8 protein-coding genes are annotated in these 12,595 nt (G+C 57.7%); 4 read left to right on the top strand and 4 right to left on the bottom strand.

From position 1 onward, the window contains the following. Window positions 1-375: 375 nt before the first annotated feature. Window positions 376-1,983: a glycosyl hydrolase family 28-related protein gene (locus H5U08_RS02385; RefSeq protein WP_297029723.1), complete on the bottom strand. Its 1,608-nt coding sequence runs from the start codon at window positions 1,981-1,983 to the stop codon at window positions 376-378. A gap of 57 nt (window positions 1,984-2,040) precedes the next feature. After that, window positions 2,041-2,964: a sugar phosphate isomerase/epimerase family protein gene (locus tag H5U08_RS02380; protein ID WP_297029721.1), complete on the bottom strand. Its 924-nt coding sequence runs from the start codon at window positions 2,962-2,964 to the stop codon at window positions 2,041-2,043. 373 nt (window positions 2,965-3,337) lie between these two features. On the opposite strand from H5U08_RS02380, the gene H5U08_RS02375 reads away from it, so the two are divergent. Both H5U08_RS02375 and H5U08_RS02370 read left to right on the top strand, forming a co-directional pair. Next, entirely contained in the window at window positions 3,338-4,396 is a 1,059-nt protein-coding gene (locus H5U08_RS02375) for a DUF1559 domain-containing protein (RefSeq protein WP_297029720.1), read from the top strand. 301 nt (window positions 4,397-4,697) lie between these two features. Further along, a complete protein-coding gene (locus tag H5U08_RS02370) occupies window positions 4,698-5,177 on the top strand; it encodes a carboxypeptidase-like regulatory domain-containing protein (protein WP_297029718.1) in 480 nt (159 codons plus the stop codon). Between the two features lie 56 nt (window positions 5,178-5,233). Here the strand turns inward: H5U08_RS02370 and H5U08_RS02365 are convergent, their stop codons facing one another. Both H5U08_RS02365 and H5U08_RS02360 read right to left on the bottom strand, forming a co-directional pair. Next, complete coding sequence (locus H5U08_RS02365) at window positions 5,234-6,442, bottom strand: acetylxylan esterase (protein WP_297029716.1); 1,209 nt, start codon at window positions 6,440-6,442, stop codon at window positions 5,234-5,236. A gap of 84 nt (window positions 6,443-6,526) precedes the next feature. Further along, window positions 6,527-7,882: a TrpB-like pyridoxal phosphate-dependent enzyme gene (locus H5U08_RS02360; protein WP_297029715.1), complete on the bottom strand. Its 1,356-nt coding sequence runs from the start codon at window positions 7,880-7,882 to the stop codon at window positions 6,527-6,529. A 600-nt stretch (window positions 7,883-8,482) separates the two neighbouring features. On the opposite strand from H5U08_RS02360, the gene H5U08_RS02355 reads away from it, so the two are divergent. Beyond that, a complete protein-coding gene (locus H5U08_RS02355; protein WP_297029714.1) occupies window positions 8,483-11,788 on the top strand; it encodes a discoidin domain-containing protein in 3,306 nt (1,101 codons plus the stop codon). A 522-nt stretch (window positions 11,789-12,310) separates the two neighbouring features. Further along, window positions 12,311-12,595: hypothetical protein (locus tag H5U08_RS02350; RefSeq protein WP_297029713.1), on the top strand; the 285-nt coding region annotated here is incomplete at its 3' end.

Raw genomic sequence — 12,595 nt, 5'->3', positions numbered from 1 at the left:
ACCGACTAAAATGCCCGCACTAAAACTATGGTTGCGAAACATTGGCTTGAATCTTCTGCTGAGAAACGGACCTGCCGCTCCGGGGACGCAATAAATTCTACAATCAATTGGTGGCATCTATTTACTCGATGGAAGTAGCGAAATTCTTATTAGCCCCTGGCGTGTGTCATAGCCACCGCTTGCAATATACTCTCGCCGGACCAAGAAACAATAACCTACTTGGGGGGCTTCGGAAACCGACATGCTCGATATGGGCAGGTTATTGCTGCGGGGAATTTTTTTCTTTCAAAGAAAAACCTTGGTATAGCAACGCGGCCCGCATACCCCGTGGGCGGTGCGTGCTCGTTTCATGTCATGCTTTTGGCATTCTGTTTGTCAGTTGTTAGTCCGCCCTCGGGCACGCATGGCCTCGTATAAATTCGGCGGAAAGAGTTTCTGCGGTGGGATCGGTTCGCACCATCGACCTGTCAGGTCGGTGGGAGAGGGCAGAACCGGGACGGCCTGATCGGCGTCCGCCACATTCAGTCCCACAAGATTGATCGCATCGATTCCCAAACTCGTGGGCCAGCGGACCGGCTTTTGGGTGCGAATACACCAGAAGGTCTCACCCCCGGCCGTGTGGTTGCCCCGCATGTCCCCACCACTCGAAGCGAACAATCGCCTTCCCAGACCCGCATCAATATCAGTGAAAAGATTTTCGTAAGGCACCCAGCGGTGGTGATCGAAACACAGGTCAATTCCACGTCCGGAGCAAAACACGCATCCGATGGAACTCTGCACAGTGAGGTCGTGAATGAATCGGGTCGAGATCTCAAAATCCCGGCAGAGACAGTCCAAGGCTCGGCCGAAAGTGATACCATGATGGCCGGTGTAATTGCCCAAACGGGATGTCCGTTCTGGATCAGCCTCCAATCGAATCTTCTCCACTGTGCAGAAATAGCCCGAGACGAACGGCCCGTTGTCGGCGTTGCGGATCACCAGATCTTTTAACCAGCAATGGGCGGCATTGTGCGTGATTTCAACGGGGTTCAGGCCCACCTCTCTGAAATGTCCGGCGTATTGACGCACAGGAAAATCAAAGGTGAACCCTTCCACTCCCACATCTGTCAGAGGCGGAGCAAATCGCTCCACAGTTGGTCTCCATTCCGCACGGACGTCAAAACGCAACGGCCGATTCAGGAACACCGTGTGTCCTTCGCAGCGGACAACGCGGAAAACCTGTTCCACGTACCAGTTCCTCAGTCCCGATATATCGCCAGGCTCTCCGCGATAAAGGTAATGAATGAGCGATTTGGCATGATCATCCCGGAGTGTCAGAAGAATTTCATCGCCCGGCCGGAAAGGATTCTTTTCCAGCGTGAGGCTTGTATCGCCTCGACTTTGGGGTTTCGTAACGTGTGTAACGTCAACAGGTTTGGTTGGCGAGCCGCCGATGGAGATCAGTCCCCCTGCCCAGGACCAACCAGTGGTCGCCTGATTGCTATCGGTTTTGGAGGGACGGGGATCAATCTCTGTACCCGGCCGGGTGAAAACGATGACCGTTTGGTCGGGCCCTGCGCCTTGCAGCACGGTGTTTGAACTGCGGATGTAAAGAATATCCCGCAGGATGTATTTTCCAGGAGGGACGAAAATGACCTTGCCCTTTCCGGCCTCGAGGGCGCGTCGAAAGGCCGCCGTGTCATCGGTTTGGCCGTCACCCTTGGCCCCGAAATCCTTGACCGACACGCGCTGCTGGGGCCTTTTGTAGGGCTCCGTGCCCCAACGGTATCCTGCCCACGTGAAATCCGGGAGCCGACTGTAGGGCGACCAGAGTTCTCCGTTTTTGCCCCAAAGTTTGGAAAACTGCTGGGCCTCTTCGGTTTTCCCAATCGGCGGACAGGTCAGAGTCAAGACTACGAGAAAGCAAAGGACGCTCAACCGCGCGACGAGCGGTTGGGGGACTGATGGGGTCCAGGAAGCCGTCACGGTTTTCAGCGGCTGCATAATTTTCCTCCCCTGGATGCGAGACTTGCAAGAGCCGGCGATGCCACTGGCAGGCGTTCAGGCGTGTTGAACGGCCCAATTAAGGATGAAATCGCGACATTTGGCCACATCTTCGACCAGTTCCGGCGAGTCGTGCTCGTATTCAATGGTCATGACGCCCCGGAAATTCTGCCGGGCCAGCTCCTCCAGGACGCGATCATAGTGGGCTGCTCCCGTGCCCAGGGGTACGTCCCGAGAATCGATCACTCCAAATTCCGCGACGTCTTTCAGGTGAAGGGTGATGAGACGCCCTTCCAGGAGCTTGAGGCACGCGACAGGATCCAGGCCCGAACGAACCCAGTGTCCGGTGTCTGCACACGCGCCAATTCGGTGGCTTCGTTTTTCCACGGCCGTCAGCACGTTCTTAGGATGCCAATAGTGAGACGTTGGCGACCGCGGGTGATTATGGATAGCCAGCGTGAGATCGTACTCAGCCAGAAGTTCGTCAAGCATGGGGAGCGAGTCGGCAGGTGGTTCAGCCACGATGGTCTGACAGCCCATCTCTTTAGCAAATGAGAAGACCTTCCGCGCTTGTTCTTTATCGCCTCCAATATTCGCATAAAAATTGGGCATTGTTATACCGAGCTGTACCATTTTTTGTTTCATTTCCGTGCGTTTGTCGGCAGGCAGGTCCTCGTTTGTACGAAGGCCTGGCTGGTGCGCATCAAGGGGCAGAAAGAAACAGGGTTCCACCGCCGTGATTGACAGGGCCGCGATTTTCTCTATGGCTTCATAAAAAGAAAATCTTCGGAACGTATAGAGCTGGCAGGCAAGGTTCCAGCCGAGTTTTTTGAGGGCACGAGCCGTTTCTGCAGTCTGGCTGGCACAAAGCCGAGTCGGCCGCATCATGGGCATGGCACTGCAGACTCCCGCAGCCAGCAGGGTTTTCAGTGCCGATCGGCGAGATCTCGGGACAACCGGGAACGAAAATTGGGTAACCATTGACGTCTCCTCTTTTCAAAAAGTTCAATTTTTCAGCCGGCGCAACCGGCCAATAAGATAGTCGGACCGCGCGCAGAAAACCAGTCCCACACAGGCGCCGAAACGGGCACCTGGAGCTGGTTTCTTCTATGGTGGACTAACACCAGCCCATTGCTTGACAGTGAAAAAAGGACAGCTAAACTGAAGGAAGATTGCTGGAAAGCCCACCTTTAGTTTCCCGCCCCCGACTCTTTGGACGCGTCCTAATTGGGTTCTTTCATCCGGGAGAGGAGGCTCGCTACTAAGGGGTTTCGCAGCGCAGTACGTTTCGGTTTCGTGTTTGCGTCGTATCCGTCGTTCCTGTTTCGATCTGCCTTTGGATGGAGGTCTTTTTATGGGTCTTGGGTTGTCTCGTGGGAAAGGGTGTGCGCGCTCAGCGTTCACACTCGTGGAGCTGCTTGTGGTGATCGCCATCATTGGAATATTGATTGCCCTTTTGTTGCCGGCGGTCCAGGCCGCTCGGGAGGCCGCGCGACGCACGCAGTGTGTGAACAATCTCAAGCAGCTCGCACTGGCCATGCAGAATTATCATGATGTGTACAACCGGTTTCCGGCTCGGCAGGCGGGCTCGGGAGATCAGAATTCCAGCAGCGGTACGACGCATCGGGGTCGTCTGAGTGGTTGGGCCGCTGTGACCCCGTTTATCGAGCAACAATCCCTCTACGACCAGATTTATGCTATCCCCAACCAGGCCCCCTGGAACGGCACAACCTGGTATAACGCCGTGATTCCGGCGCTCAATTGTCCCAGCGACCCGACCAGTGTCCCACCCACAGGAACCGCCCGGGGAACATTGAGCTATTGCATGAACGGCGGTGATTCGCCGATCGATAGCTTCAACGCGCCGCCCACGAGTTCGCAAAACCGTGGTGTGTTCCACGTCTTCAGTTGGTCATCGATGGCCGAGATTACCGATGGGACCAGCAACACGGCCTTGCTCTCCGAGCGTGTTCGCCCGAAAACCCAGAATTCCCTTGGTAACGTTGTGGGTTTGGCGCTCGGCACGAACCCGCTGACCTGTCGGGCCGCTTATGATCCGGCACAAAAGAAGTACGTGACCGGCAGCTTCACCACCGATACGGCTCCCGGATTCCGGTGGGCGGACGGTGCCGCATGGTTTGCTGGCTTTACCACGATTCTCCCGCCCAATTCGGCTTCTTGCGCTAACGCAGCCAGCCACTGGGAACGGGGTATCTACACTCCCAGCAGCCGTCATCCTGGAGGTGTCAACGTGGCCTTCGCTGATGGGTCCGTGCGATTCGTCACCGAAACGGTTGACACAGGCAACCTGGGAACCGACTTTCCGTCGCCGACGGGCAGTGGCATGAGCCCCTACGGTGTTTGGGGCGCGCTGGGAACGAAAAACGGTGCAGAGCCGAGTTCGGAATTGTGATCGCGACATCACCCGAGTTAATCTCCATACCATCTCGACGGATGGGGATTGCATCCTGCGATTTCTCCGTCGCGGCGATTCTGATAAACGACCGGCGTCCTGTCGTGGGATCTCGAGCCAACGGCGGAAAGGCCAGCGAAAAGCCATCCTGTTGCTAGCCCGAGTGGCGGCATGACGCACCTCCTTGCCCGGCCTGCAACCCCAGGCCGGCTTGTGTTCTCTCATTGTTGTTGATGAAACGGCGCACCGAGATTAACTGGCATTCTCAGCCGACATCAAAACCGAATTTCAGGAGAAAACCATGCTGCTGACTGCCCATGTCTGGAAGTTTTCCTTTGCAAGAAAGGCTGTCATTGGGGTTGTCTTCGTGTTATTGCTTTCCCTTAGCGGCTGTGGCAGCGGCAAGCGCGCCGTGCCAGGCCGTCCTAAGACCGTGCCCGTGAAAGTCACGGTGACATACAAAGGACAACCGGTAGCGGACGCAAACGTCCAATTCCTGCCCGTGTCCGGTGGACATGCCGCCACGGGAATGACGGATGCACAAGGCGTAGCACGGCTGACGACATTCGACAAGAACGACGGGGCTGTCCCGGGCAGCTATCGGGTCACAATCCGGAAATCGGTCCTCGTGGAAGGCGGAAGCACGGACCCCGATGCACCCCCGGTCCCCGCCAAATATCGTGAAGAGCTTCCCGCGAAATATGGGGCACCGGAAACCTCGGGTCTGACGGCGGAAGTCACCGAGTCCACCACCGAGTTCACGTTCGACTTGACGGACTGAAATGGGTGACACCCGTTGAGGATCTGGGTAGTGCTCACCCCGGCGCCTTTCTCCGGCTATTGCACGATCTCGGGCGGCGTGGAAATCATCGCCCCTCTTTCGTCCACCACGTCCAGGTAATATGCGGATAACTGCTCGGAAGGCAGTTCTGCCACCACGCGGTCGTGTTCCAGTCTGGCGGGAACGGACGACCACTGGCGGCCCTGCCACCGGCCGACGTCGGCCGTGTAATTAAGATGGGCCTCCTTCACAGGGACCGCCGACGTTACCTCGCACCAAACCGTCCGGTTCTCGCGGTGGAGGGGAGATAGCCGGGGTAACGGTTGTCCGCCTTTGAGCAGGGCATCGGCGAAAAGGCCGATTTCTTGCGGCGCCCAGCCGTCGGGATGGCTGTGCTTCATGCGGACTTCGATGCGAATGTATTTCTCTCCCGGTATGAGGTCGTAGGATTTGCGATAGCTGTCAAGCGGGTAGGCGAAATCGTTAGTCCCGTTGAGGAAGAAAATAGGACATCGCACGCGACCAAGGTATTGGGACGGATCGAAAAACCGGACCCATCGTTCCCGCTGCTCCGGAGGCATCTTTTCAAATCGGGGAAGCCACACACTGTTCTCGTGGAGAAATCCGCATCCATAGACGGGGATCGCCAGTCGAAAACGGCTATCCACTCCGGCAACGATGCACGTGAGATAACCGCCCCAACTGATTCCAGTGACACCGATGCGGTCGGCGTCGATTTGCGGCAGGCTCCGCAGCAGCGAATGCGCCCGAATGACCGCCGCCACCGCGTGGTACGTCCACATATCGGTTACCGAACTCTCGTCAAACGGGCGAAATTTGGACTCGTCAGATTGGTCGGGGCCACCGTCCGGTAAACGCTGCCGCTGCGGTCCACAACCGGCCAAGTCCATGGAGATCGCCGCATATCCTCGCTCCGCCCACAGACGCACCCATTCCGGAAACGCGGTGCCACCGCCTCCGTGGACACACACCATCGCAGGAAAAGGACCGGTTCCCGGCGGCTGAGCATAGACGGCATACACGCGGGTCGGTCGTCCTTGAAAAGGCTCCCCCTGGTAGAAGAGTTCGCGGACCCCGTCTTTTTCCTCGCCCCATTGGACCGTGGGCGGCTGAAAAAGGGTATCGGTATCCCACGGGCCGATCTTCTCAGCCCGCAGGTTCGCCCCGGAAAAGATGGCCAGGGCCAACGCGAGGGCAACAGTTCGGGCAAACAATCGTCCACCACCACGCCTTGCGTGTGTCATGACAGGCCTCCCTTTTTGGATATCTCAGTAAAGTGGGCCGGCAGGCCGACAGGGGCGGTCAGCCGCGGGTTACAGGATACGCTCCTACTCGACGGCGGGCAGCTCGGCGAGGGCCTGGTCGATTTGTTCCTGTGGCAGTTCGTAGTCTTCCAGCTCTCCGGCGAGATAGCGCTCATATGCGCCCAGGTCGCAAATTCCGTGGCCGCTCAGATTGAAGAGAATGCACTTCTCTTCGCCGGTTTCCTTGCATTTCAGGGCCTCGATAATGGCGGCACGAATGGCATGCGACGTTTCCGGTGCCGGAATGATGCCCTCTGTGGTGGCAAAGAGCCTGGCGGCCTCGAAGCATTCCCGCTGGTGGAGTGCCACGGCCTCCACCAGGCCCAGCTTGACGGCGAAGCTCACCATCGGCGCCATCCCGTGGTATCGCAACCCGCCCGCATGGATACCCGCCGGCACGAAGCTGTGTCCCAGCGTGTGCATCTTGAGCAGCGGTGTGAGCATCGAGGTATCGCCGAAATCGTAGCGGTACATGCCGCGGGTGAGTGATGGACAGGCTTTCGGCTCTGCCGCTACAAACCGCATTTCTTTGCCTGCCAGTTTGTGACGGAGGAACGGAAAGGCCAGCCCGGCAAAATTGCTTCCGCCGCCGACGCAGCCGATGACAACGTCCGGCCAGTCGCCGAACTCTTTCATCTGTTTTTCGGCCTCAAGACCGATGACGGTCTGATGGAGCATCACATGATTGAGAACGCTCCCCAGCGTGTAGTTGGTGTCGTCGTTCTTGAGGGCAACTTCGACGGCTTCACTGATGGCAATCCCGAGGCTTCCGGGACAGTCGGGGTCGCTGGCGAGGATCTTGCGGCCGCACTCCGTTTCCTCCGAGGGACTCGGCGTCACCGTGGCTCCCCACAACTGCATCATGACACGTCGGTAAGGTTTCTGCTGATAGCTCACCTTGACCATGTAAACCTTGCACTCGAGCCCAAAGAAGGAGCAGGCAAACGCCAGAGAGGATCCCCACTGACCGGCACCGGTTTCCGTCGACAGGCGGCGGATTCCCTGCATTTTGTTGTAGTACGCCTGGGCGACCGCCGTGTTGGGCTTGTGACTTCCCGGCGGGCTGTGACTTTCGTCTTTGAAATAGATCCGGGCAGGGGTTTTAAGTACCTTTTCCAGATTGCGAGCGCGAACGAGCGGCGTGGGACGCCACAGCGCATACACCCGGCGCACTTCGTCGGGAATGCCAATCCAGCGCTCCTGGCTGACTTCCTGCCGGATCAACTCCTTCGCGAAAATACGCTCCAAAACGGCAGGATCCAGGGGTTCCTTGGTCAGCGGATGAATCGGTGGCGGAAGCGGTTCGGGCAGATCGGCCAGGAGATTATACCATTCTGCAGGCAGTTCACTTTCCGCCAGGAGAGATCGTTTGAGTTCCATACATCCTCCCTTCAGCACATGCGCGCTCTACCAAATGCATTGTGATGATTCGCATCGCGTCACGCCGGGCCCGACGCCCAGGCAAGGCCATTCATGGTCAGGCAAAGACTGTCGAAAACCTTATTTATACCATGATGCTTTACGAATTTCCGGGGGCAAATAAAATTTCCGGCGGCTCCTTTTCACTTCACCGGTCGGTTGGCGGGCGATCTTCTCAGTGACAGAATCGCTCGGTCGGGGTGGAACCCGATCCTCCAGTCCTCTCATTGGCAAGTCGCGTTTCGCGGCGTCCGCTGGCGGGACGGTTTCCGCGCTGACGATCGGACGGGCGCGTTCCACCGCGTCCTATTGACCCAAGTGAAACCAGCCTCCTTGAGTTGACGCGCAATCCGCGCCGGATCTCTTCCGGATCGGGCGACCGGGCCCTGGAAACGTGTTGGACGTTTGACCGTCTTCAGACGGAGTGGGTCGCGGAAAGTCGCCCGTTGGGGTACATTGATCGAGGTTTTCACGGTTATGGTCTCGGAGACCCTGGATTGGATGACAGCGATGGACGTTTTCCACCGGGACGAAGCACAATCTTGCGGAGGGACTGTTCTTATGTCGCGATCAGTCACATACCGTCAGCTCGGTTCATTGCTGGCATTGGTAGCGAGCGTGGTCTGCTGCACTGAGCTTCCCGCAGCAGATCGGGTCGTGGATCTATCCGGGGTGTGGTCTTTCCGGCTTGATCCGGAGGATCGTGGTCGGGCGGAACGGTGGTACGACAGCGCATTGCCGGACCGCATTCAATTGCCGGGAATGCTTCAGGCACAGGGATACGGCGATCCGCCGGGACCAGACAGCCAGTGGCTGGCGGGGATCGGACTGAAGAGGGCCAACGACCCTTTGTTCGCCCCTTATTGGACCCGGGAGAATTTTCGTTCTCCGTTCTTCCTGACCCCGCCGCGTCATTACGTGGGCCCGGCCTGGTACCAGCGGGAGGTGACGATCCCGGATGACTGGCAGGGCGATCACATTGTCCTTTTCCTCGAGCGCGTCCACTGGCAGAGTACTGTTTGGATTGACGACCGCGAGGTGGGCTCGCAGAATTCCCTGGCTACACCCCATAGTTACGATCTATCGGAATACCTCACACCCGGGAAACATCGCCTGACCATTTGCGTGGATAATCGTTACCTGATTCCGGTGGGCAAAAGTGCTCACAGCCTTTCGGATGAGACGCAGGGCAACTGGAACGGGGTTGTGGGGCGCATCGAACTCCGCCGTTGTCCTCCGGTGTGGATCGAGGACGTCCAGGTTTACCCCGATGTGGCCCGGCATGCGGTGGAGGTGGAAATCACTCTCGGAAACCGGACAGGCGTCAGCGGTCACGGGCAGCTTTCCCTGTCGGCCAGGGCACATGCCGAGCATGAGGCTTCCGTCCCGGGGGAACAATTCCGCACGCTGGAAATTCCTGTTCGATGGGACGCAGACGGCTTGCGGCAGCGTGTCCGTTATTCGCTGGATGGGCGAGCCAGGTTATGGGATGAATTTCATCCTGCCTTGTACGATCTCACAGTGGAACTGCAAACGCAGGACCGTGGAGAAGGGAGCTATCACGACGCGCAGACAGTCACGTTTGGCCTGCGGCAATTGGAAGTCCGCGGAACTCAGTTTGTCCTCAACGGACGACCGATCTTTCTCCGTGGGACGCTGGAATGCTGCATTTTTCCCCGGGAAGGCCATCCCCCCACGGACGTCGCGTCCTGGAAGCGAATTCTTTCTGTGGCGCGAAGCTACGGCCTCAACCACCTGCGATTTCATTCCTGGTGCCCGCCGGAGGCCGCTTTTATCGCGGCTGACGAAATGGGGTTTTACTACCAGGTGGAATGCTCCTGCTGGACCTCGTTCGGGAATGGAGAACCGCAGGATGCGTTTGTGTACAGTGAGGCGGCACGCATCCGCCGGGCCTATGGAAATCATCCGTCCTTCCTGCTGATGGTGGCGAGCAACGAGCCGGGCGGAGTTGCCGCCAAACGGGATGCTTTTCTTGCCAAATGGGTGGAGACCCAAAAGGCTGCCGATCCGCGGCACTGTTACTCGGCCGGCTCGGGTTGGCCTCAGATACCCGCCAATCAATATCACGTCACACCGGCCCCGCGCCTTCAGGCCTGGGGACCTCTGCAACTGAATAAACCAGGCCAAACCTGGCTCGACTACCGTGAATTTATCGCCAAAGCGGGAATTCCCGTCGTCAGCCACGAGATTGGCCAGTGGTGTGCTTACCCCAATGTGGTTTCTGAACCCGAGAAGTACACAGGGTTTTTCCGCGGATCCAATGTGGAAGTATTCCGCGACATCCTGCAAAAGAAGGGGCTCTACGACCAGGCGGCGGATTTCATCCGGGCTTCCGGCCGATTTCAGGTGATCCTCTACAAGCAGGAGATCGAAGCCGCCCTGCGCACGCCGGGCATGGCCGGTTTTCAACTGCTGGACCTGCACGATTTTCCAGGGCAGGGGACCGCTCCTGTTGGTGTGCTGGATGCTTTCTGGGAAAGCAAGGGGTATTGTTCTCCCCAGGAATACCGCCGTTTCTGCAACAGCACCGTTCCGCTGGCTCGGCTGAAAAAATTCGTCTGGACCAATCAGGAGACCCTCGAATTTCGGCTCGATCTGGCCCATTATGGTCCGGAAGACCTCAAACACGCGGTGCTCAAATGGGAATTGCGTGAAGAAAACACGGAAGGGCGGGTGATTGCGGGCGGACAAACAGCCCCGCAGGATTACCCCACCGGGCGGCTCACGGAGGGGCCCATGCAAGCTGTGGATCTTCGCGGTGTACGTGCACCGGCGGTTCTCACGTTAAAAGTATCCCTCGAGAATTCTGATGTGACCAACGACTGGAAAATTTGGGTTTATCCGGCCGAGGTTTCGGTGGAGATCCCTGAGCAAATCGCATTGGCTACAGATCCGCAGACAGCGTGGGCACTTGCCCAGCAGGGCCGAACCGTGCTTTTCGTTCCGGAAAAGAAGTGGATTGGGGGCAATACACTGGGGACGTTTCAGCCGATTTTCTGGAATCGGGTCACCTTTCCCACTCAAAAAGTGCATATGGTGGGAATACTCTGTGATCCTAGGCATCCCGCGCTGAAAGATTTTCCCACCGATTTCCATGCCGACTGGCAGTGGCAGGAACTTCTCGACGCCTGCACGCCAATGGTTCTCGACGGCCTTCCCCGGGACCTTCGCCCGATCGTCCAGGCCATCGACGACTGGTGCGAAGCGCGGAAGCTCGGCCTTTTGTGGGAAGCGAGGGTCGAAAGCGGTCGGCTTCTGGTATGTTCGATGGACGTCCTGCATGAACTATCCACGCGACCGGTTGCCCGCCAGCTCAGAAGCAGCCTCATTCGCTACATGCTTTCCGAGAATTTCCAGCCGGCGGTGACCGTCTCCGAGGAACAGTGGCGAACCCTGTGGCGCGAGCCGCGATTCCTTGAACGCCTTGGCGCAAAGGCGACGGCCGACAGTTATCAGCCAGGCTACGAACCGTCCCTGGCGATCGACGGCGATCCGCAGACGATGTGGCATACCGCCTGGGATCCTGTGGCCACACCCCTCCCGCATGAGATCATTGTTGATTTGGGTGAGCCTGTCCTCATGGCTGGGGTGAAGGTCCGACCCCGGCAGGATGACAATCCTAACGGGCGGATCGCTGAATTTGCCGTCTTTGTGAGTGACGACGGTCAGGCCTGGGGGGATGCCATTGTTCGAAGCACCTGGGACGGCCGACCTATCGAGAGGGTCATTCGCTTCCCGCGTCCGATCCGGGCCCGATTCTTCAAGATCGTGGCCCTAAGCGAAATTCGCGGCCAGCCTTTCACCTCAATTGCCGAGATTGACGTCATTCCGGCGGATCAGCGTTAAGAAGGGCTGGGCTCCGGTCGCCGGGATGTGGGGACAGAACCAGCTTGTCAAAGCCTTACATCGCGTTCGCTGTCCCGTGTGTAAAGGGGGAAGAAACGCGATGAGTGCAATTCTGCTCGCGTGAGCTGAGAAAGTTTCGCATTGATCGTGTCCAGGGACTCCACCTGCAAACAAGTTAATTCTTCGAGGGATGAAGCCTCCGCAATTTTGAGACGCTTTCTCACTGGTGCAGATTTGTGACCTATAGTTTCTAGGCATCGGATTGCCAGAGGTTGGTTCCCCAGGGGAATTTGTGAACTCTTCAAAGGGCAGACAAAAAACTCGGCACTGGCCGACAAGACCTTCTCGCGATCCTTGCGGCCGCCCTTTTTTCGAAAATGGCTTGATAACACCAATTATGCCTTGCACTGTGAATTCTTAAGTTTGATTACGCGGCAACTCGGCGCTTTGTGGGAAGCGTCGTAACGAAAGTGGTTAAGGTTGCAAGAAACGAGGTTGATTTTTCACGGAGTCGAGAAGACCATGCGATTGCGCACCAAAGCCTACTTGCTTATCGGGTTCATTGTTTTGTTGATGGGAACTGTTTCCGCGGTGGGATGGTACGCCCTGGCTACGCTGGACAGGGCACTCCATGACGTGGCGGAACACCGGATTCCTACCCTGGTCGAGCAGAAAATCAATCCGCTCGTCGACGAACAGGTGGGGAGTCTCATGACCAAGGAGCTTCCGGAAGTTGCGGGACGCTATGAGAGCATCGCGCTCATGCTGAACGCTGACCGGGATATGTACCAGGCACTTGTGGCGGAA

It is taken from the genome of Thermogutta sp. (assembly GCF_014359955.1).
Lineage (GTDB): Bacteria > Planctomycetota > Planctomycetia > Pirellulales > Thermoguttaceae > Thermogutta.
The sequence above is the reverse complement of the archived record's forward strand: the minus strand, read 5'-3'. Positions and strand labels throughout refer to the sequence as shown.

What these genes read in the sequence shown, in the direction of transcription:
- H5U08_RS02380 (WP_297029721.1), bottom strand. Translation starts at nt 2,964, where the DNA reads ATGGTTACCCAATTTTCGTTCCCGGTTGTCCCGAGATCTCGCCGATCG.
- H5U08_RS02385 (WP_297029723.1), bottom strand. Translation starts at nt 1,983, where the DNA reads ATGCAGCCGCTGAAAACCGTGACGGCTTCCTGGACCCCATCAGTCCCC.
- H5U08_RS02360 (WP_297029715.1), bottom strand. Translation starts at nt 7,882, where the DNA reads ATGGAACTCAAACGATCTCTCCTGGCGGAAAGTGAACTGCCTGCAGAA.
- H5U08_RS02375 (WP_297029720.1), top strand. Translation starts at nt 3,338, where the DNA reads ATGGGTCTTGGGTTGTCTCGTGGGAAAGGGTGTGCGCGCTCAGCGTTC.
- H5U08_RS02365 (WP_297029716.1), bottom strand. Translation starts at nt 6,442, where the DNA reads ATGACACACGCAAGGCGTGGTGGTGGACGATTGTTTGCCCGAACTGTT.
- H5U08_RS02355 (WP_297029714.1), top strand. Translation starts at nt 8,483, where the DNA reads ATGTCGCGATCAGTCACATACCGTCAGCTCGGTTCATTGCTGGCATTG.
- H5U08_RS02370 (WP_297029718.1), top strand. Translation starts at nt 4,698, where the DNA reads ATGCTGCTGACTGCCCATGTCTGGAAGTTTTCCTTTGCAAGAAAGGCT.